At 70.0% G+C, this 20597-nt stretch carries 19 protein-coding genes and 1 riboswitch; of the genes, 6 read left to right on the top strand and 13 right to left on the bottom strand.

Annotated features, from left to right (window positions below):
* Nucleotides 1-3 precede the first annotated feature (3 nt).
* The 3 genes from ACIGA3_RS27240 to ACIGA3_RS27230 all read right to left on the bottom strand — a co-directional run bounded on the left by ACIGA3_RS27240 (nt 4) and on the right by ACIGA3_RS27230 (nt 3186).
* A complete protein-coding gene (locus ACIGA3_RS27240) occupies nt 4-846 on the bottom strand; it encodes a carbohydrate ABC transporter permease (protein ID WP_399720674.1) in 843 nt (280 codons plus the stop codon).
* Nucleotides 843-1832 carry a carbohydrate ABC transporter permease gene (locus ACIGA3_RS27235; RefSeq protein WP_399720671.1) on the bottom strand — a complete coding sequence of 330 codons (990 nt, stop codon included), beginning with the start codon at nt 1830-1832 and terminating at the stop codon, nt 843-845. Before ACIGA3_RS27235 ends, ACIGA3_RS27240 begins: the two co-directional genes overlap by 4 nt.
* Nucleotides 1833-1917: 85 nt before the next feature.
* Nucleotides 1918-3186: an extracellular solute-binding protein gene (locus tag ACIGA3_RS27230; protein WP_399720668.1), complete on the bottom strand. Its 1269-nt coding sequence runs from the start codon at nt 3184-3186 to the stop codon at nt 1918-1920.
* Nucleotides 3187-3595: 409 nt separating this feature from the next.
* Here ACIGA3_RS27230 and ACIGA3_RS27225 point away from each other — a divergent pair, with 409 nt between their 5' ends.
* The 5 genes from ACIGA3_RS27225 to ACIGA3_RS27205 all read left to right on the top strand — a co-directional run bounded on the left by ACIGA3_RS27225 (nt 3596) and on the right by ACIGA3_RS27205 (nt 10211).
* Nucleotides 3596-4360 (top strand): GntR family transcriptional regulator, encoded by a 765-nt coding sequence (locus ACIGA3_RS27225; RefSeq protein ID WP_399720665.1) that lies wholly within the window; start codon nt 3596-3598, stop codon nt 4358-4360.
* A 134-nt stretch (nt 4361-4494) separates the two neighbouring features.
* Complete coding sequence (locus tag ACIGA3_RS27220; RefSeq protein WP_399720662.1) at nt 4495-4758, top strand: DUF3311 domain-containing protein; 264 nt, start codon at nt 4495-4497, stop codon at nt 4756-4758.
* Nucleotides 4755-6365 carry a monocarboxylate uptake permease MctP gene (gene mctP / locus ACIGA3_RS27215; RefSeq protein WP_399720660.1) on the top strand — a complete coding sequence of 537 codons (1611 nt, stop codon included), beginning with the start codon at nt 4755-4757 and terminating at the stop codon, nt 6363-6365. Before ACIGA3_RS27220 ends, mctP begins: the two co-directional genes overlap by 4 nt.
* Before the next feature lie 177 nt (nt 6366-6542).
* Nucleotides 6543-6692: riboswitch (cobalamin riboswitch) on the top strand.
* A gap of 127 nt (nt 6693-6819) precedes the next feature.
* Entirely contained in the window at nt 6820-9204 is a 2385-nt protein-coding gene (locus ACIGA3_RS27210) for a ribonucleoside-diphosphate reductase subunit alpha (protein ID WP_399720657.1), read from the top strand.
* Entirely contained in the window at nt 9204-10211 is a 1008-nt protein-coding gene (locus ACIGA3_RS27205) for a ribonucleotide-diphosphate reductase subunit beta (RefSeq protein WP_399720654.1), read from the top strand. The genes ACIGA3_RS27210 and ACIGA3_RS27205 overlap by 1 nt, the downstream gene beginning before the upstream one ends.
* On the opposite strand, the gene ACIGA3_RS27200 is transcribed toward ACIGA3_RS27205, so the two are convergent.
* Nucleotides 10124-10363 carry a hypothetical protein gene (locus ACIGA3_RS27200; RefSeq protein WP_399720651.1) on the bottom strand — a complete coding sequence of 80 codons (240 nt, stop codon included), beginning with the start codon at nt 10361-10363 and terminating at the stop codon, nt 10124-10126. The genes ACIGA3_RS27205 and ACIGA3_RS27200 overlap by 88 nt on opposite strands.
* 92 nt (nt 10364-10455) lie before the next feature.
* Here ACIGA3_RS27200 and ACIGA3_RS27195 point away from each other — a divergent pair, with 92 nt between their 5' ends.
* Nucleotides 10456-11418: a GlxA family transcriptional regulator gene (locus tag ACIGA3_RS27195; protein WP_399720648.1), complete on the top strand. Its 963-nt coding sequence runs from the start codon at nt 10456-10458 to the stop codon at nt 11416-11418.
* 28 nt (nt 11419-11446) lie between these two features.
* Here the strand turns inward: ACIGA3_RS27195 and ACIGA3_RS27190 are convergent, their stop codons facing one another.
* The 9 genes from ACIGA3_RS27190 to ACIGA3_RS27150 form a co-directional block, all read right to left on the bottom strand.
* Nucleotides 11447-12817 carry a cytochrome P450 gene (locus tag ACIGA3_RS27190; RefSeq protein ID WP_399720645.1) on the bottom strand — a complete coding sequence of 457 codons (1371 nt, stop codon included), beginning with the start codon at nt 12815-12817 and terminating at the stop codon, nt 11447-11449.
* The gene (gene cyc1 / locus ACIGA3_RS27185; protein ID WP_399720642.1) at nt 12814-13896 is read right to left on the bottom strand and encodes an epi-isozizaene synthase; all 1083 of its coding nucleotides are present in this window, start codon (nt 13894-13896) and stop codon (nt 12814-12816) included. Before cyc1 ends, ACIGA3_RS27190 begins: the two co-directional genes overlap by 4 nt.
* Nucleotides 13897-14152: 256 nt before the next feature.
* Nucleotides 14153-14803 carry a peptide deformylase gene (def, locus tag ACIGA3_RS27180; protein WP_399720639.1) on the bottom strand — a complete coding sequence of 217 codons (651 nt, stop codon included), beginning with the start codon at nt 14801-14803 and terminating at the stop codon, nt 14153-14155.
* Between the two features lie 152 nt (nt 14804-14955).
* Complete coding sequence (locus tag ACIGA3_RS27175; protein ID WP_399720636.1) at nt 14956-15936, bottom strand: tetratricopeptide repeat protein; 981 nt, start codon at nt 15934-15936, stop codon at nt 14956-14958.
* 110 nt (nt 15937-16046) lie between these two features.
* Entirely contained in the window at nt 16047-17288 is a 1242-nt protein-coding gene (locus ACIGA3_RS27170) for an HD-GYP domain-containing protein (protein ID WP_399720633.1), read from the bottom strand.
* Nucleotides 17285-18595, bottom strand: a complete 1311-nt coding sequence (locus ACIGA3_RS27165; RefSeq protein WP_399720630.1) for an HD-GYP domain-containing protein — start codon at nt 18593-18595, stop codon at nt 17285-17287. Before ACIGA3_RS27165 ends, ACIGA3_RS27170 begins: the two co-directional genes overlap by 4 nt.
* A gap of 107 nt (nt 18596-18702) precedes the next feature.
* Nucleotides 18703-19005, bottom strand: coding sequence for a mycothiol system anti-sigma-R factor (gene rsrA, locus ACIGA3_RS27160; RefSeq protein WP_030807430.1), 303 nt, complete (start codon nt 19003-19005; stop codon nt 18703-18705).
* Complete coding sequence (locus ACIGA3_RS27155) at nt 19002-19697, bottom strand: sigma-70 family RNA polymerase sigma factor (protein ID WP_399720627.1); 696 nt, start codon at nt 19695-19697, stop codon at nt 19002-19004. The genes rsrA and ACIGA3_RS27155 overlap by 4 nt, the downstream gene beginning before the upstream one ends.
* A 258-nt stretch (nt 19698-19955) precedes the next feature.
* Entirely contained in the window at nt 19956-20582 is a 627-nt protein-coding gene (locus ACIGA3_RS27150; RefSeq protein ID WP_399720624.1) for an alpha/beta family hydrolase, read from the bottom strand.
* Nucleotides 20583-20597 lie beyond the last annotated feature (15 nt).

Below are 20597 nucleotides of genomic sequence, written 5' to 3'. Positions count from 1 at the left end.
GCGTTATCCCTTCACGGCGCCCGCGGTCAGCCCCGCGGCCATCTTGCGCTGGACGAGGAGGAACAGCACGACGATCGGCACGGCCATCATGGTGGCTCCGGCCATCATCGGGGCGTATTCGGTGCCGTGCTTGGTGGTGAAGTTGCCGAGCCAGACGGTGGCCGTCTGGTTCTCCTGGCTGAGCAGCATCAGGGCGTAGAGGTACTCGTTCCACGCCTGGATGAAGGCGTAGACGGAGGTGGCGACCATGCCGGGGGCGAGCAGCGGGAAGACGACACGGACGAAGGCGCCGGTGCGGGAGCAGCCGTCGACCATGGCCGCCTCCTCCAGCTCGCGCGGGATGTTGACGATGAAGCCGCGCAGGGTCCACACCGTGAACGGCAGGATGAAGGTCAGGTAGGTGATGATCAGCCCGGTGAGCTTGTCGTACTGATGCAGGTCGTTCAGCAGCAGGAAGACCGGGATGATCATGGCGACCAGCGGGATCATCTGGACCGCGAGGATGCCGACGATCACGATCTTCCGGCCCCGGAAGGCGAACCGGGAGATGGCGAGCGCGGCGAGCATGCCGACGACGACACCGATGGCGACGACGGACAGCGAGACGATCAGGCTGCGGCCGACCGGCCCCCAGAAGTCGGCGATGTCGAAGGCCCGGCTGAAGTTGTCCAGGGTGAACCCGGTGGGCAGCAGGCTGGGGTCGGGGTCGATGGCGTCCTTGGCCGGCTTGATCGCGGTGTCGAGCATCCAGTAGACGGGGAAGCCCGCGGTGGCGAAGACGAGGAGGCCGAGGAGGTTCCAGCCGGCCTTGGAGGTCCGGCGGGCGGGGGAAGCCGTGCTGGTCACTCGACCTCTCCGATCTTGAGCATCTGGCGCATGTAGACGGCGACGACGCCGAGCAGCAGCACCACGGTGATGAGGGCGATGGCGGAGCCCTGGGCGTAGTCGTTGACCACGAAGGCGCGGTCGTAGGAGTAGGTGGTCAGCAGCTGGAACTCGTCCTCGGGGTGGCCGTTGCGCATCACGAAGACCTGCGGGAAGACGCCCATGTCCCAGATGACGGAGAGGGTCGTCAGCATGACGACCACCGGCTTGAGCACGGGCAGGGTGACGTACCGGAAGACGCCCCAGGAGCCCGCGCCGTCCAGCCGGGCGGCCTCCTCCAGCTCGGCGGGGACCTGGGTGAGTCCGGCGCTGAGGGTGATGACCACGAAGGGCACCGCGCCCCAGACCACCAGCAGCATGATCACCGCGAGGCCCTCGGGCCCGCTGGCGAACCAGTTGTGGCCGATCAGGTCGACGCCGGGCAGCTTGCTGATCAGGGCGTTGAGGATGCCGTAGTCGGCGTCGAAGAGCCACTTGAAGACGGTGGTGGCGACGATGACGGGCATCCCCCAGCTCGCCACCAGCGCGATGTTGATGAGGGTCTTCACCCAGCCCGAGACCCGCTGGAGCAGCAGGGCGATCAGCATGCCGAGGACCATCGTGACGACGACCGCGCCGGCGGCGAAGACGATGGTGCGCAGCACGACCTGCCAGAAGTCGCCGTCGCCGAGCACCTTGGTGAAGTTGCCGAACCCGACGGACTCCGGCTCCTTGAAGCCCCAGAGCTGGGACTGGCCGAACTCCTGGAACGACAGGGTGACCAGCCGGACCAGGGGGTAGCCCATGACACCGGCGAGGATCAGCAGACAGGGCGCGAGCAGTAGCCAGGGGGTGGCGGCGCCGCCCCTGGCGGAGGCCGGGCGGGGCCGCCGGGGCGGAGGGCCGGGCGGCGGCGCCTGCCGCGGCGGCGGCACCTTGGCAGGCGTGGTCGTGTCTGCGGCACTCATCGCGCTCCTCGGCGATCCCTGAAGTTCTGTGCAGGCGGTACGGCGGTCGCCGCGCGAGCCGGGAAGCCCGCGCGGCGAATCCGGGTCACTTGGTGTTGATGACCTTGTCGATCGCGGCGTCCGCCTCCTTGGCGGCGTCCTGGACCGACTTCTTGCCGGTGCCGATCTGCTGGAGCATGGTCTGCAGGACCTGCGCCTTCTCCACCTGTCCCCAGCCGGGGGCCATCGGCACGAACCAGTTGGACTCGGCCGCGGTGGCCGGCACGACGGTCGCCGGGTCGTTCTTCAGGGTGGCGAGGTCGGTCTTGTTGTTGGGCAGGTTGCCCTTGGCGATCAGGCCCTTCTGGCCCGCGGGACCGGTGAAGGCGTTGATCCACTCGGCGGCGACGGCCTGGTTGCGGGACTTCACCGGGACGGCGAGGTCGGAACCGCCCAGGAACACCGGCATGTTCTTGCCGGACGGGCCGGGCATCACGAAGTTCTCGAGGTTGTCCTTGAGCTTGCCCGTCTTGTCGTTCTTCGGGTCGGCGGAGGTCGCGCCCTCCCAGGCCGCGCCGAAGATCATGGCGGACTTGCCCTGGCCGTAGACGAGGTAACGGTCGGACTCGTCCTTGGTCTTGTCGCCGTGCATGTACTTGTCGACGACCTGCTTGAACGCGGTCAGGCCCTTGACCGACTCCGGCGAGGACAGCGTGCCCTTCCACTGCCCGCCCTCCTCCTTGGCGATGGCGCCGCCCGCGTCGTAGACGAAGGACATGGCCGCGTACCAGTCACGGGTGGGCTGGTACCAGGCGTTGAACTTGTCCCCCTCCTTCTTCTGGATCTTGTCCAGCGCGGCGGTCAGCTCGGGGTAGGTCTTCGGCGGGGTCTTGACACCGACCGAAGCGGCCACGTCCTTGCGCCAGTTGGCGACACGGCCACCGGCGTAGTACGGCACGCCGTAGGTCTTGCCGTCATAGGTGACCGAGGTCTTCAGACCGTCGAGCCAGGCGTCGGAGGCGGCGAACTTGGCGGGGTCGACCGGGGCGAAGGCGCCCTTGACCATGTAGCCGAGCATCTCGCTGTTGCCCATCTCGACCACGTCGGGGGCCTTGTCGGTGGCGAGGACGGCGTCCAGCTTGGCGTTCTTGTCCGGCCAGCCGTAGTACTCGTGCTTGATCTTGAGGTCCGGGTGCTTCTTCTGCACGGCGGCGTCGGCGGCCTTGACCAGGTCGGGCCAGTTGTTCTGCGCGTCGACGGTGAGCCAGACGGTCAACTGGTCGCTGTCGCCCCCCTTGCCGTCGTCGCTGCCGCACGCGGCGATGGAGACGACCATGCCCGCGACACCGATCGCGGCTATCAGTCTGCGCTTCACGCCATCCTCCTTAAGGGATGCCCACAACCCCCCTGCCTCCCCGCGGTGTCACACTTACGCGTCGAACCGCCCTCGGAGCCGGGACTGGACCAATGGTGTAGACCAGCAGGGGGAGCTTGGCCCAGACCAAAAGGGCTGTCAAGGGTGTTCAGGTGGGGTCCGGGCGTCCGTGACGCGACCGAGATATGCAGGGACCTTTCATTGCGCAACCGACAGATCGGACGGACCAGTTCCGGTGGACCACTGGCCCGCTCCGGACGGGTGGACTAGACCAACCGGGGGTGCGGCGGTATACAGGGAGATCACGGAGCGTGCGGGCGGACCCGGCCGCGCGCGGCCGTGCCACGATGTGAGCCGTGACCGATGGCGATGTCGGTCGCCATCGGCATCCGGAGCCGGGAAGGCAGCCATGAGCACCGACGTCAGCAGGGCGGAGAACGAGGCCGGCGCGACCGTCCGTACCGCGCGCGTGCCCAAGTACTACCGTCTGAAGAAGCACCTCCAGGAGATGACGGAGACGCTTCCGCCGGGCACGCCGGTCCCGCCCGAGCGCACGCTGGCCGCGGAGTTCGACACCTCCCGCACCACGGTCCGCCAGGCGCTCCAGGAGCTGGTGGTCGAAGGGCGGCTCGAACGCATCCAGGGCAAGGGCACCTTCGTCGCCAAGCCCAAGGTCGCCCAGACGCTCCAACTCACCTCCTACACCGAGGACATGCGCGCCCAGGGTCTCGAACCCACCTCGCAGCTGCTGGACATCGGCTACATCACGGCCGACGACCGGCTGGCCGGGCTGCTGGACATAAGCGCCGGGGGCCGGGTGCTGCGTATCGAGCGGCTGCGCATGGCCAACGGCGAGCCGATGGCCATAGAGACCACCCACCTCTCCGCCAAGCGCTTTCCCGCGCTGCGCCGTTCGCTGGTGAAGTACACCTCGCTCTACACCGCGCTCGCCGAGGTCTACGACGTGCATCTGGCCGAGGCCGAGGAGACCATCGAGACCTCGCTCGCCACCCCGCGCGAGGCGAGCCTGCTCGGCACCGACGTGGGTCTGCCGATGCTGCTGCTGTCCCGGCATTCCGTGGACCGTGAGGGCCGGCCGGTGGAGTGGGTGCGCTCGGTCTACCGGGGCGACCGCTACAAGTTCGTGGCGCGGCTCAGGCGTCCGCAGGACTGACCGGCTCCGCCTCTGGCGCCCCCACCAGCTCACATCGTCATATCGATACCCGGACGAGGGCTTCCGCTCCGCCGTGCCGTCACCTAGATTGCGTGCGCATTACGCAGTGATCAACGAGGGGACGGAGCCGCAGCATGCCCGAAGATTCCGAAGTGAGGCCACCGGTGGTGACACCGGTCCGTGTGGTCATCGGCCTGTGCCTCGTGGCGCCGTTCGTGGCGATGCTGTGGGTGGGTTCGTTCGCCAAGGTGGACCCGACGTTCATCGGTATCCCGTTCTTCTACTGGTACCAGATGCTGTGGGTGCTGGTCTCCACCTCGCTCACCGTGACCGCCTACCAGCTGTGGCAGCGTGACCAGCGCTCCCGCAAGACCCGGAGCGGGGGTGCGTCGAAGTGAAGGACGGCGTCAACGGCGTGGCGCTCGGCGTCTTCGTCTTCTTCTTCCTGGCCGTCACGGTCCTGGGCTTCCTGGCCTCGCGCTGGCGCAAGGCCGAGAACGAGCACTCGCTGGACGAATGGGGCCTGGGCGGCCGGTCGTTCGGTACCTGGATCACCTGGTTCCTGCTCGGCGGCGACCTGTACACCGCGTACACCTTCGTCGCGGTGCCCGCGGCGATCTACGCGGCCGGCGCGGCCGGGTTCTTCGCGGTGCCGTACACGATCCTGGTGTACCCGCTGATCTTCACGTTCCTGCCCCGGCTGTGGTCGGTCTCGCACCGGCACGGCTATGTCACCACCTCCGACTTCGTGCGCGGCCGGTTCGGCTCCAAGGGGCTGTCGCTGGCGGTGGCGGTCACCGGCATCCTGGCGACCATGCCGTACATCGCGCTCCAGCTCGTCGGCATCCAGGCGGTGCTGGACGTGATGGGCGTGGGCGGCGGTGAGGACACCAACTGGTTCGTGAAGGACCTGCCGCTGCTGATCGCCTTCGGTGTGCTGGCGGCCTACACCTACTCCTCGGGTCTGCGCGCCCCGGCGATGATCGCGTTCGTGAAGGACACGCTGATCTACATCGTCATCGCGGTGGCGATCATCTACATCCCGATCAAGCTGGGCGGCTTCGACGAGATCTTCGCCAAGGCGGGCGAGAAGTACGCCGCCGCCGGCGCGGGCGGGATCGTCCCGGCCCCGGCGGGCCAGTGGACGTACGCCACGCTGGCCCTCGGTTCGGCGCTCGCGCTGTTCATGTACCCGCACTCGATCACCGCGACCCTCTCCTCCAAGAGCCGTGACGTGATCAGGCGCAACACCACGATCCTGCCGCTGTACTCCCTGATGCTCGGCCTGCTGGCCCTGCTGGGCTTCATGGCGATCGCGGCCGGGGTGAAGGTCACCAACGGCCAGCTGGCGATCCCGCAGCTGTTCGAGAACATGTTCCCGGACTGGTTCGCGGGCGTGGCCTTCGCGGCGATCGGCATCGGCGCGCTGGTCCCGGCGGCGATCATGTCGATCGCGGCCGCGAACCTGTTCACCCGCAACATCTACAAGGACTTCATCAAGCCCGACGCGACGCCCGAGCAGGAGACCAAGGTCTCCAAGCTGGTCTCGCTGCTGGTGAAGGTGGGCGCGCTGGTCTTCGTCCTCACCATGGACAAGACGGTGGCGATCAACTTCCAGCTGCTGGGCGGCATCTGGATTCTCCAGACCTTCCCGGCCCTGGTCGGCGGCCTGTTCACCCGCTGGTTCCACCGCTGGGCGCTGCTGGCGGGCTGGGCGGTCGGCATGCTCTACGGCACGCTCGCCGCCTACGGGGTCGCCTCGCCGACCCAGAAGCACTTCGGCGGCTCGGCCAAGGAGATCCCCGGCATCGGTGAGATCGGCTACATCGGCCTCACGGCGTTCGTGCTGAACGTCGTGGTCACGGTGGTCGGGACCTTCGTCCTGAAGGCCGTGAAGGCCCCCGACGGCATCGACGAGACCAGCCCCGGGGACTACACGGCCGACGCGGGCGACCCCGGCGTCGAGGCCGAACTGCCCCCGGCGACGGCGGGCAGCACCCACTAAGGGTCCCGGTTCCACCCGGCCACGGGCCGCCGTAATGCGAGAGCTACGGCGGCCCGTCGTCGTACACACTCGCGGTCATGGAGCCCTTGCCGGCCCTGCCCGACATCACTCTGCTCGCTTACGAGTTGACCCTCTGAAGCCACCGCGACACACAACAGACACAACATCTGGGGGTGACACGACAGCCCGGCACTAGATGTATGCTCGTGCTCGCTGTCGTCGCAGGGGAATCCGGTGCGAATCCGGAACTGTCCCGCAACGGTGTACTTGCGTGCTTCGTGCACGCCAGAGTCAGTCCGAGGACCTGTCGACAGCGGCGCGCCCGGCCGTCCGGCCCGGGTGCTCGAAGACGTCCGGGCCTCGTGGAGTGGGCCGGTGGACGCGACGCCGTGCGCGCTCGTGCCTCCCCCAAGCCCTCCGCCAGGCCCCCGTGCCCAGCGAGGGAGAGCCCCACGTGACCATCGCGCCTGCCGATCCGGCTTCAGCCACCCCGGCGACCGAGGCCCCTGTGGAGAACGACGGCCCCGGCGCCGCGCTGCTGCGGACCCTGACCGAGCTGACCGCCGACCTCCCCGACGCGGACCCCGGACGGGTCGCGGCCGCCGCGCTGCGCGGCCGGTCGGCGCGCGCCGACGAGGCGGAGCTGCGCGAGCTGGCCACCGAGTCCGCCGCCGGTCTGATCTCGGAGGACCCCGCGTACTCCCGGCTGGCCGCCCGGCTGCTCACTCTCTCCATCCGCGCCGAGGCCGCCTCGCAGGGCGTGACGTGCTTCACCGAGTCGGTGACCGTGGGCCACCGCGAGGGCCTGGTCGCCGACCGCACCGCCGACTTCGTGACGCTGCACGCCGCCCGTCTTGACGCCCTGATCGACACCGGCGCCGACGACCGCTTCGGCTACTTCGGCCTGCGCACCCTGCACAGCCGCTACCTGCTGCGCCACCCCATCACCCGCAAGGTGATCGAGACGCCCCAGCACTTCATGCTGCGCGTGGCGAGCGGTCTCGCGGAGAACGACAGCGCCCCCGCCGTGGACGAGGTCGCCGCGCTCTACGGCCTGATGAGCCGCCTGGACTACCTGCCGTCCTCCCCCACCCTGTTCAACTCCGGTACGCGGCACCCCCAGATGTCGTCCTGCTACCTGCTGGACTCCCCGCTGGACGAGCTGGACTCGATCTACGACCGCTACCACCAGGTCGCCCGCCTCTCCAAGCACGCCGGCGGTATCGGCCTGTCCTACTCCCGCATCCGCAGCCGGGGTTCGCTGATCCGGGGCACCAACGGGCACTCCAACGGCATCGTGCCGTTCCTGAAGACGCTGGACGCCTCGGTGGCCGCAGTCAACCAGGGCGGACGGCGCAAGGGCGCGGCCGCGGTGTACCTGGAGACCTGGCACTCCGACATCGAGGAGTTCCTGGAGCTGCGCGACAACACCGGTGAGGACGCGCGCCGTACGCACAATCTGAACCTCGCGCACTGGATTCCGGACGAGTTCATGCGCCGGGTCAACGCGGATGAGCAGTGGTCGCTGTTCTCCCCGGCGGACGTGCCCGAGCTGGTCGACCTGTGGGGCGAGGAGTTCGACGCCGCCTACCGCAAGGCCGAGGCGTCGGGCCTGGCGAAGAAGTCCATGCCGGCCCGCGAGCTGTACGGCCGCATGATGCGCACCCTCGCGCAGACCGGCAACGGCTGGATGACCTTCAAGGACGCCGCCAACCGCACCGCCAACCAGACGGCGCTGCCGGGCAACGTGGTCCACTCCTCCAACCTGTGCACGGAGATCCTCGAGGTCACCGACGACGGGGAGACCGCGGTCTGCAACCTCGGCTCGGTGAACCTGGGCGCCTTCGTGGTGGACGGTGACATCGACTGGGCGCGGCTGGACGAGACCGTCCGTACGGCCGTGACCTTCCTCGACCGGGTCGTGGACATCAACTTCTACCCGACCGAGCAGGCGGGCCGTTCCAACGCCAAGTGGCGCCCGGTGGGCCTCGGCGCGATGGGTCTCCAGGACGTCTTCTTCAAGCTGCGCGTCCCCTTCGACTCCCCCGAGGCGAAGGCGCTGTCGACGAAGATCGCCGAGCGGATCATGCTGGCCTCCTACGAGGCGTCCGCCGACCTCGCCAAGCGCAATGGCCCGCTCCCCGCCTGGGAGCAGACCCGTACCGCGCGGGGCGTGCTGCACCCCGACCACTACGGCGTCGAGCTGAACTGGCCCGAGCGCTGGGCCGCGCTGCGCGCCCGCATCGCCGAGGTCGGCATGCGCAACTCGCTGCTGCTGGCCATCGCGCCGACGGCCACCATCGCCTCCATCGCGGGCGTGTACGAGTGCATCGAGCCGCAGGTGTCCAACCTGTTCAAGCGCGAGACGCTGTCGGGTGAGTTCCTCCAGGTCAACGCGTACCTGGTGCAGGAGCTGAAGGACCTCGGCGTGTGGGACGCGCGCACCCGTGAGGAGCTGCGCGAGGCCAACGGCTCGGTGCAGAGCTTCGCGTGGATTCCCGAGGACGTGCGCCGGCTGTACCGCACGGCGTGGGAGATCCCGCAGCGCGGTCTGATCGACATGGCCGCCGCCCGTACCCCGTTCCTCGACCAGGCGCAGTCGCTGAACCTGTTCCTGGAGACGCCGACCATCGGCAAGCTCTCCTCGATGTACTCCTACGCCTGGAAGTCGGGTCTGAAGACCACGTACTACCTGCGTTCGCGCCCGGCGACCCGGATCGCCCGTGCCGCCCAGGGCCGCGCCCCGGAGGCCAAGACCATCCCCGTCCAGCAGGCGGCCGACCCCGACGCCGTCGCCTGCTCCCTGGAAAACCCCGAGTCCTGCGAGGCCTGCCAGTAATGACCGACAAGAACCTTCTGGACCCCGGCTTCGAGCTGACCCTCCGTCCGATGCGCTACCCGGACTTCTACGAGCGCTACCGGGACGCCATCAAGAACACCTGGACCGTCGAGGAGGTCGACCTCCACTCGGACGTCGCCGACCTCGCGAAGCTGTCGCCGGAGGAGCAGCACCTGATCGGCCGCCTGGTGGCGTTCTTCGCCACGGGTGACTCGATCGTGGCGAACAACCTGGTGCTGACGCTGTACAAGCACATCAACTCCCCCGAGGCGCGGCTCTACCTGAGCCGTCAGCTCTTCGAGGAGGCCGTGCACGTCCAGTTCTATCTGACGCTGCTCGACACCTACCTGCCCGACCCGGAGGACCGCACGGCCGCGTTCGCGGCGGTGGAGAACATCCCCTCCATCCGGGAGAAGGCCGAGTTCTGCTTCAAGTGGATGGACTCGGTCGACCGGCTGGACCAGCTGGAGACCCAGGCCGACCGCCGCAAGTTCCTGCTGAACCTGATCTGCTTCGCCGCGTGCATCGAGGGCCTGTTCTTCTACGGCGCCTTCGCGTACGTCTACTGGTTCCGGAGCCGGGGTCTGCTGCACGGCCTGGCCACCGGCACCAACTGGGTGTTCCGCGACGAGACGATGCACATGTCGTTCGCCTTCGACGTGGTCGACACCGTCCGCAAGGAGGAGCCGGAGCTGTTCGACGACCAGCTGGAGCAGCAGGTCAAGGACATGCTCCGGGAGGCCGTCGAGTCCGAGCTGCAGTTCGCGCGCGACCTGTGCGGTGACGGCCTGCCCGGCATGAACACCGAGTCGATGCGGCAGTACCTGGAGTGCGTCGCCGACCAGCGCCTCACGCGCCTCGGCTTCGCCCCGGTGTACGGCTCGGAGAACCCGTTCTCCTTCATGGAGCTGCAGGGTGTTCAGGAGCTGACGAACTTCTTCGAGCGCCGTCCGTCGGCGTACCAGGTCGCGGTGGAGGGCACCGTGGACCTCGACGAAGACTTCTGAGCCTCCTCTCCGTGGTCCTTCTGGGCCTGCCCGAGCTGTCGGTCGATGCGCCGGTCGCGCACGATGCCGTACACCGAGGGCAGGACCAGGAGGACCAGGATGCCGAGGGTGGCGACCATTCCGATGAGACCTTCGATCTGGTTTCCGTTCATGTCATCAGCCTCGCGCTGAACGCTCCTGTCCAACACTGGCAGGACTGCCGTGGGCCCTCGAATTCCTGCCAGCGCCGAGGCACACTGGCAGCATGCTGAAGAACGTGGTCGCGGTCCTGCTGGACGGGGTGCACCCCTTCGAGCTGGGGGTGGTGTGCGAGGTGTTCGGCATCGACCGCAGCGATGACGGACTGCCGGTCTACGACTTCGCGGTGGCCTCGGCGGAGGGCCCCACTCTGGGCACCCCCTGCGGCTTCACCGTCTCCACCCCGCACGGTCTGGAGCGGCTGGAGGAGGCCGATCTGATCGCCGTCCCGGCCGGCGAGACCTACACCTCCCGCAGCTATCCCCCCGAACTGCTGGACGCCCTGCGCCGGGCCGTGGCCCGCGGTACGCGGGTGCTCAGCGTGTGCTCGGGGGTGTTCGTGCTGGCCGAGGCCGGACTGCTGGACGGGCGCCGGTGCGCGGCCCACTGGTACCACGCCGACGAGCTGGGCCGGCGCCACCCCCGCGTCACCGTCGAACCGGACGTCCTCTACGTGGACGAGGACCCGGTGATCACCTCCGCCGGTACCGCCGCCGGCATCGACGCCTGTCTGCACCTGGTCCGCAAGGAGCAGGGCCCGGAGGTCGCCAACAAGATCGCCCGCCGGATGGTGGTGCCCCCGCACCGGGACGGCGGCCAGGCCCAGTACATCGAGCGCCCGCTGCCCAAGGGCCCCTGCGACACCGTGGGCGAGGTGCTGGTGTGGATGGAGGAGCACCTCGACGACGAGGTCACCGTCGAGCAGCTCGCCGCCCGCGCCCACATGTCCCCGCGCACTTTCGCCCGCCGCTTCCAGCAGGAGACCGGCACCACCCCGTACCGCTGGATTCTGCGCCAACGGGTGCTGCTGGCCCAGCGGTTGCTGGAGGGGACCGACGAGACGGTGGACTCGATCGCCTGGCGGGCCGGGTTCGGCAACGCGGCCGCCCTGCGCCACCAGTTCGTGCGGGCACTCGGCACCACCCCGAACGCCTACCGGCGCGCGTTCCGGGGCCCGGAGGCCGCCTGAACGCGCGCCGGCCGGGCGGCGTGACTCCTCACCACTCCACGGGCTCGACCAGCAGCCGGTGCGGGCGCAGGGTGATGCCCACGCGGGTGGTGGCGTCCGAGTCCTCGACCTGACGGAACCGGTACTTCGCCGAGATCGCGGCGACGATCAGGCTCAGCTGGGCCATGGAGAAGTGGTCGCTCGGGCACTTGCGGTTGCCGACGCTGAAGGGGCTCATGGCGTACTTCGGCACCTCCTCGGCCCGTTCCGGCAGCCACCGGTCGGGGTCGAAGTCGAGGTGGCGGGCGTAGGAGCGGCTGTCACGGCCAATCGCGTAGGGGCTGTAGATGATGTCCGCCCCGGCCGGAATGCGATAGGCACCGAGTGCGGTGTCGGTGAGCGCGCGACGCGTCAATATCCATACGGCGGGCCGCAGTCGGAGGGCCTCGACGACGACATTGTTGGTGTGACCGAGCTTGCGTACGTGCTCGAATCCGACCGGCGCACCGCCGGTTACCGATTCAACTTCCGCACGCACCTTCTCAGCGTGCTCCGGATGGTCCGCGAGGATCTCCAGGAGCCACATGATCGTGGAAGCGATTGTCTCGCTTCCGGGGGTGAGTATGGCGACGACCTGGTCGTGGATCTCCTGTTCGCTGATGGGATCGCCATTGTCGTCCTTCGCCTCCAGCAAAGCCGTCAGCAAATCGTCCGGCTTTTGACCGGACGCCCTCCGCTCGGTGACGATCTCGTCCACCAGCAGATGCAGATCGGCCAGTGCCCGGTTGAATTCGCGGTTGGACGGGAACGGCAGCCGGTACAGCGGACCGAGCGGCAGCACCATGCGCCGGTACATGCCCCGGAAGACGGTGGCGAGGTCGGTGCTGAGCCGTTCGGCGCGCTCGTCCATGTACTGGCCGCGCAGCAGGCAGCGGGCCGCGATGCGCACGGCGACCCGGAAGGACTCGGAGGTGGCGTCGACGGGCACGCCGGGCCGCCAGCGCTCGGTGAGGGCGTGTGCCTCCTCCTCCATGATCGGCCCGTAGGCGGGGATCGCGGCGAGCCGGAACGCGGGCTGGATGGTGCGCCGCTGCCGCCGGTGCAGCGGGCCGTTGGCGGTGGCCACGCCCTGCTTGCCGAGCAGCCCCTCCAGGGACTCCCACACCGGTCCGTCGATCTTGTAATCGGGGCTCAGCGCGAGTGCGCCGGTGAGCGCCGGCGCGGTGACGGCGTACACCGTCTTGGGACCGAGCTTGAGGCGCACCACCTCGCCGTGGTCGCGCAGTTGGGACATGAACGCGAGCGGGTCACTGGCCAGTTTCAGGCCGTGTCCGAGCACCGGGACGGCGCCTCCCGCGAGGGGCGGCTCCTTCAGCTCGGCCACTTCCCGCGTCTCGGGATTGACAGAGTCGACGGTCATTTCTCACCTGCCGCTTCGTTGTTGACGTACGGGGGTGTGGACCGGTCCTCCCAGCTGTCGACCATGTAGCGGCCGGACTCGTGGTGGAACCAGTAGACGGTGCTGAACCAGTTCCGCATATTGCCGACACAGGTCCGCACGGCGGCGCTCAGTTCCTTTCCGCGCACGGTGCCGTCGTCGAGTTCGTCGGCGAACCCCATTGCCTCGCGCTCGGCTTCGATGAATTCAGCGATGCATTTCTCGATACGCCGCCTCAGTTCTGCGACGGCTTCTTCGAGGGTGAGCCCGGAATGGGTGATGAGGCTTATTCCGAGATTGTGCACCTCGTCGCCCGCTATCTCCTTCGGCAGCGAGCACAGGTCGTTGTACCAGGCGGCGAATTCCTGGCTCAGCAGGGCCGCGCGCCGGAAGGCCGGGTTCTTCCGTACCGGGTCCGGGAGTTGGCATCCGGCGCTCGGTTCCAGGAGGTCGGTCCATATCCAGTGCGCGAAGGTGAGCCGCCTGAGCGCGAGGTACTCCTCGACGCCGGGTACGCGGCCCTCGACGCGGTTGCGGAACTCGCGGTCGTACGCCTCGATCACCTCGTGGAAGTGCCGGGCGAACCGCTGGTTCCAGGTGGGCGGCAGGAACGCGTAGAGCCGCAGCACGCTGTCCGCGAAGGCGGCCACCAGCGCGTCCTGGTGGTGCAGATGGTCCTCGGGTGCGTCGAGCGCCGTATGGAGACGCTGCCGCAGCCGCCGCCAGTCCTCCGGCCGGCCGTGGACGATGTCACGGTCGTGCCGGTCGTCCCAGACGAAGAACCACGCGCTGTAGTCGGCTATGGCCTGGAGGACGTCGTCGGGGGCGCCCAGGTAGTAGCCGGCCATCAGGTCCGTGTAGCACAGGTCGTCGGCGTACTCACGGACCTTGTCCGGGGACATGAGCCGTTTTTCCAGCAGCCACTGCCGGGTGTTCTCCTGAAGCTTCGGCCAATACGGGTGCAGCTGCCGGGGAAAGGCGTCCTCGATCACCGGGAGTGCGAGGGACGGTGGTACCGCGACCGCTGTCGCCGATGTGGTGCCGCGTGAGAAAGCATGCACGAACTGTCCCCTCTCGACCGCCAGGAGCACACGCCCCTCCCTGCCGTGCCGGGCGTGCGCCGTTGCGTATCCCCGCACCCCCATTCAGCACTACAACTGACCGTTAGGGGAACGGATTTGCTCCATTCACTACCCCAAGTCGCCGGGATTCTTTCGGCGAACAGATGAACGAGCAGACGCACGACGCCCGGCCGGGATGGTCCCGGCCGGGCGTCGTGGCTGTTCGGTGCGGTGGCGCTGGTTCCGCGCGCTCCCGTCAGTCGTTGGCGACCACGTCGTAGCGTGGTTCGTTCTCGGCCATCTGCCGGAGCGCGTCCTTGCGGTCACGCTTGGAGAGGCGGTCGATGTACAGGTAGCCGTACAGATGGTCGGTCTCGTGCTGGAGGCAGCGGGCGAAGTAGCCGGTGCCGCGCACCTTGACGGGGTTGCCCTTCTCGTCCTGCCCGGTCACCTCGGCGTAATCGGGGCGCGCGAGCGGCGCGTACGCCGTGGGCACGGACAGGCAGCCCTCGTTGCTGTCGTCCAGGCGGCGGGCGGCGGCGGGCAGTTCGGCCAGCTTGGGGTTGCAGATCACACCGGTGTGGCGCACACCGTCGTCGTCCGGGCAGTCGTAGACGAAGACCTTCTGGCCCACACCGATCTGGTTGGCGGCCAGACCCACGCCCTCGGCGGTGCGCTGGCTGGCGAACATGTCCGCGACCAGCTGCTCCAGCTCGGGGCCGAACTCGGTGACGTCCGCGCACTCCTTGTGCAGCACCGGGTTGCCGACGACCGTGATCGGCCGCGAGGTCCCGCGCTCGCGCCAGGCGGCCTCGCGCTCCTCGCAGCCCTCCGTGTCGACGACATAACCCTCGTCGTCGACGGGGAGCACGCCCGCGTGCTGCTGATCGGTGTCCTGCTGAGCCATGACCGAGTGACGCCTTCCTCAAAACAAACATGGGGGACTAGCGGATACAGGGTACGTGGACGCGCCTCGAAGGGGCGCGGGTCTGTGTCCTTTGTGCGGCTTGGCCGCGTGGGCGCGACCAGCCACAACGGACCAGCACCGGGCAGCGCCGATCAGCACACCTCTTCGAGATCCCGCCAGGCCCGGGAGTCAGGGCTGTCGGCGACCCACCCGTCCAGCAGCCCCCGGACCAGCGAAGCCGGCGCGGCGATCCCGCACTCCCGCTCAGGCACCCAGAGCTGCCCATCGGTCCGGTGCCCCAGCGGACCGGGATGACCGGGCTCACTGTGATCGTGGGGATCGAGATGCACACCCTCCCCCTCGTCGGACGGCATCCGCGACTCCGAACACATCCGGCACAGCAACCGCACCGAAGAGGACCAGTCCTCGGCCGCGAAACCAGCGTCCGCGGCCAGCTGCTCCAGCGCGTCCCGGTCCGCCTCGGTGGCCGCCTCCAGCAGCACGACCCAGGTCGGCACGGGCGAGGGCGCCCACAGCTCGATCTCGTCGAAGACCGGGTAGGAGTGCCCGGTGGCGGTGGTGCGCTCGCCGTGCGGGACGCCGTCGTGCAGCACGACCTCGCCCCAGCGCCGCCCGGAGGAGGGCAGCGGGATGGACAGCACCTCGATCCGCGCCGGGTCCAGCCTGCGTCCCCAGACCACCTCGGCCTCGCCCTCGGGGGAGAGCCGTACGGCCGCGCTGCCCAGCTCCATGCCGAGCGGCTCACCGAGCGCGGTGGCGCCGCCGGGCACCTTCAGCCCGTACGCCTGCCAGGCGCGGCGGGCCAGCGGCCAGTCCTGGAGAGCGGTGGCGGCGATGCCGACGTTCCACCAGTCGGGCGCGCCGGTCTCCCGGTCCAGCAGGGCCACCGCGCGCAGTCCGGCGGCGCGGGCCTGTTCCCAGTCGTGCCGGAACTTGTGCAGCAGGGCCAGGTTGAACCAGGACTCGGCGAGCCAGGGCTCCAGATCGGCGGCGCGGGTCAGCAGTTCGCCCGCGTCCTCGTACCGGCCGTCGCCGATGAGCGTGAACGCCCGGTCGGTGGCCTGCCGCCAGGAGGCGGAGGGCCGGTTCCGTGCCTTGCCGAAGATCCTCACGATTCCCGCCTGCCAGTTCCGTTCCGCTCAGTGGGCTGGCTCTTGCCCCCGGTCTGCCTCTCACTCGCATCCAACCACGTCGCGTGGGAGAGGCGCTCATTACCCATCGGTTACCCAGCAACCGGCAGGGTCAGACAGTCGCGGGACAGGACCCGCGCCAGTGATTCCACCACCTCGGGGGCGTAGTCCCCGGCGGTGGCGAGCCGCAGTTCCTCCAGGGCGCGCAGCGGGCCCTCGGCCCCGGCGTCGCGCGCCTTCTCCTCGTAGGCGTTGACCGCGCGCACGATGCGGGCGGCGACCGGCTGGTCCCGGTAGGGGTCGGCCTGCCGCTCCACGACCACGGCGACGGCCGCGGCCACCCCGGTCTGCCGGACCACGGCCCCGCCGAGCAGGGCGATGCGGCGCTGCTCCTCGCCGGGCAGCCCGGCGGTGGCGCCCGCGTGGACCGGGTCGACCAGGCTGAGCTGGCCGATGTCGTGCATGAGGGCCGCGTACTCCAGCACGGTCAGTTCGGTCCCGGTGAGCCCGAGGTCCCGGCCCACCGCGAGGCTGAGGGCGGCGACCCGGCGGGCATGCCCGGCCGGGGTGTACCCGGCGATCTCGGTGGCGCGGGCCAGGGAGGTGATGGTCTGCCGGTAGGTGGCGCGCACGGCCGCGTACCGGCGCAGCGACAGCTGGGTCAGCAGCAGCGGGAGGCAGAACACCGGCAGCGCCCACAGGCCGGCGACGGCCACGGCGAGCGCCATCACGGCGCCGGTGGCGCAGACGGCGGAGCCGATGCCGAGCAGCCCGCGCAGTTCCTCGCGCAGCAGCGGACCGAAGGGCCAGCGGGTGCGGGAGTGGGCGAGCGCGGCGGCCAGCACCGCGTCGCACAGCGCGGTCAGGGCGAGGAGGGCGAGGAGCAGCAGCGCGTAGGCGGAGCCGTCCCAGTGGGTGAACACGCCCCGGCTGTACAGGGGTTGGAAGCAGACGGCGGCGAAGCCGACGGTGAGGACCCGGCGCGCGAGGTGGTCCAGGGTGGGGGTGCGGCCGCGCCAGATGTGCGGGACGCCGCCGAGCAGGGAGGCGACGAGCACCACGGTGACGATCTGGGCGGCGCCGTGCTGGGCGGGGTGTCCGGCGTCGGCGCCGAGCAGGGCGTACGAGAGGGAGCCGGCGGTGCCGAGGGGTGCGGCGCGGCGGGTGCCGCCGCCCTTCCAGCGGGTGAGTTCGCCGACGGCTATGAGGACGCCGAAGGCGAGCGCGGTGCCCCGGTCGTCGACGCCGGTCCACAGGGTGGCGCCGAGCGCGAGGGCCGCGACGAGGGCGGCGGCGCCGTGGATGAGGCGCCGGAGGCTCGGCCGGGCGGTCACCGATGGGCTCCCGTCGTCCGGCCGTGGGTGCGCTGGCGGGGCGGGACACCGGGCGCGGGTTCGTCGGCGGTGACCTCGGGGCGCCAGCCGTGGCGGCGCAGCGCGGCGGTGAGCGCGCCGACCATCCGGGGGTCGAACTGGGCGCCCGCGCACCGCTCAAGCTCGGCGACGGCGACCTCGACGGGGCGGGCCCGGCTGTAGGAGCGGGTGGAGGTCATGGCGTCGAAGGCGTCGGCGACGGCGACCACGCGGGCGCACTCGGGGATCTGGGTGCCCGCGAGCCCGTAGGGGTAGCCGCTGCCGTCGAGGCGTTCGTGGTGGTGCAGGATCGCCGCGCGGGCCTCCCCGAGGAAGGAGATGCCGCGGGTCATCTCGTGGCCGTACTCGGGGTGGAGTTCGATGATCCGGCGTTCCTCGGGGGTGAGCGGGCCGTCCTTGCGCAGCAGCCGGGTGGGGACGCCGAGCTTGCCGACGTCGTGCAGGATGCCCGCGAAGCGGAGCACTTCCACGCGTGCGTCGTCCATGCCGAGCTGGCGGGCGATCATCACGGACGCCTGGCCGACGCGCTCGCTGTGGCCCCGGGTGTAGCCGTCCTTGATGTCGACGGCCTGGACGAGGGCGCGGATGGTGGCCTGGTGGGCGGCGCGCTCGCGGTGGTACTGGGCGAACACCCAGCAGGAGACGCCCATCGGCAGCAGGACGAGCAGGGCTGCCACGGGCCCGTAGGGGCTGCGCCACAGCACGGCGGTCATCAGGCCGGCCAGGCCGTGCACGGCGACGGGGGCGAGGGAGCGGGTGAACAGCCCGCGCCAGGCCCGGCGGAGCGGGACCCGGTCGGCGGCGGCGTGCATGACGCCGTCGAGCAGGGTGAGCACCAGGCAGAAGGCGAGCACCGCGGCCCCGGCGGGCAGCAGCGCGTAGGGGAAGACGGAGCCGTCGACGGCGGCACCGCCGTCGAGCGCGTGGTGCGTCCGGGCGGCGGCCCAGACGGCGAGCGCGGGCCGGGCGGCGCGCCAGACGCGGCGCGGGAGCGTGGGTGGGTGCTCGACCGGGGAGAGCAGGGCGGCGAGCAGCGGGACGAGCGCGGCGGTGGCCGGGGGCAGCAGGAAGGCCCCGGCGAGCAGTACGGGGTAGAAGGTGCCGCCGAAGCGGCGGCGGACGACCTGGTCGCAGAGCGCGTAGAGCGCGGCGAGCAGGGCGAGCGTCCCCCAGGGGGTGGGGGTGGCCGGTGCGGGCAGTGCGCAGAGCGCGGCGAGCAGGGCGGCGCCGGCCACACAGGCCCGTGCCCTTGCCGGAACCGCCTCCATGACGCCCTCCCCGCCCGTGCCCCGTCCGGGTGGAGCGTAGGACGGGGCAGGGGGTGGGCGGGGGCTAGTCCCGTGGGATTAGCACGTTCGGGTGATGGAAGCGGCGGTCAGCTCTCGCGTGCTGCCGCGGTCACGTCATGCTCGGGCACGGTGCCGCCGGAGCGGATCAGCTCGATCCGGCCCATGACCTTGGCGCGCAGGTCGGCGGGGACGTCGTCATGTCCGCAGCACCGCTTGACCAGCTTCTTGACGGCCTGCTCCAGGCCGTACTTCTCCAGGCACGGGTGGCATTCCTCGAAGTGGTGCTGGAACTTGTCGCGGTCGACGTCCGGCATCTCGCTGTCGAGGAACTCGTACAGATGGTCGAGGACCTCACTGCAGTCCGTCTCGTGCGGCTCTCCGCAGCTCATGAGCCCGAGCCTTTCGCTTCGTGCGACTCTCCGGCGCCGGCCGGGACCAGTCCGCGCTCGCGCGCGTAGTCCTCCAGCATGCCGCGCAGTTGACGGCGGCCCCGGTGCAGCCGGGACATCACCGTACCGATGGGGGTCCCCATGATGTCCGCGATCTCCTTGTACGCAAAGCCCTCCACGTCCGCGAGGTAGACGGCGATGCGGAACTCCTCGGGGATCGCCTGGAGCGCGGACTTCACGTCCGAGTCCGGCAGGTGGTCCAGCGCCTGGGACTCGGCGGAGCGCAGCCCCGTGGACATGTGCGACTCGGCGCGGGCGAGCTGCCAGTCCTCGATCTCCTCGGCCGCGCTGCGCTGGGGTTCACGCTGCTTCTTGCGGTACGAGTTGATGAAGGTGTTGGTGAGAATCCGGTACAGCCACGCCTTGAGGTTGGTGCCTTCGCGGAACTGGTGGAACGACGCGTACGCCTTGGCGTAGGTCTCCTGCACCAGGTCCTCCGCGTCGGCCGGGTTGCGCGTCATGCGCAGCGCGGCCGAGTACATCTGGTCGAGGTATTCGAGCGCGTCCCGCTCGAAGCGCGCGCTGCGCTCCGTGCTGGTCTCGGCGCCCGTCCCCGCGTTCACGCCCTGGCCCTCGGGCAGCTCCGCCTGGCCGCTGCCGGCCCCTGCGTCGGTCCCAGTGACCGGACCCACCTCCTCAAGTTCCCGCGCGAGGCCGAGACCGACCCCACTCGTTTCGGAGGATAGAACACGACCCGTACCCGCCGCCGCTCGAATCGGAGCGGTCTTGGCCGCGTGCAGCACCGTCCAGTCCAGGTCAGTACGGCTGCTGCGACTCGGACATGCGGTCGAACCCATGCGGCTGACTTCCTCTCCTGCGACGACGCTTCACCAGCGCTCCAGCACTTCTGTCCGCCACAACAGCGGTGCCCCGTCCGGCATTCCCGAGGGTCACCCGAGTGACACGGCCCACCTGACGACGGCGTCCGTCACGGTCTCCAGCGCGGCCTCCTGGGTCACGGGGGCCCGCTTGGGCACCGCGAAGGAGTGGTCACCGAAGGGCACCTCGACGAGTTCGAAACCGCCCTCGGGGAACTCGCCGGGTCTGCCGAAGGGGTCGTTCCCGCCCTGGACGACGAGGGTGGGCACCCCGGCGCCGAGCAGCTCGTCGGCGCGGGACTTCTCCGGCTTGCCCGGCTGATGCAGCGGGAAGCTCAGCGCGAGCACCGCGCGGGCGCCCAGCTCGGTGGCGGTGCGGCAGGCGACGCGGGCGCCCGCGCTGCGGCCGCCGGAGATCACGGGGAGGCCGGGCCGGGTCAGCGCGGGCCACAGGCCCCGCCAGCCGGTGTCCAGCGTCTTCGGCGCGGGGGCGACCTTGCGCCCGGCCACCCGCCAGGGCTGCTCGACCAGGGCGACGCTCACCCCGTGCGCGGGCAGGGCGGCGGCGAGCGCCTGGAGGTCGCGGGCCTCGATACCGCCGCCGGCACCGTGGCTCACGGCCAGGACCAGGCGGGGCTGGTCCGCGGGGTGCCAGGTGACGCGCGCGGTCCCGGCCTCGGTCTCGACGGTCTCGGTCATGCGGGCCTCACGCCA

The organism is Streptomyces sp. NPDC085596 (assembly GCF_044541565.1).
Lineage (GTDB): Bacteria > Actinomycetota > Actinomycetes > Streptomycetales > Streptomycetaceae > Streptomyces.
Note: the sequence above shows the minus strand (reverse complement) of the source record. Positions and strands in the feature narration are given on the sequence as shown.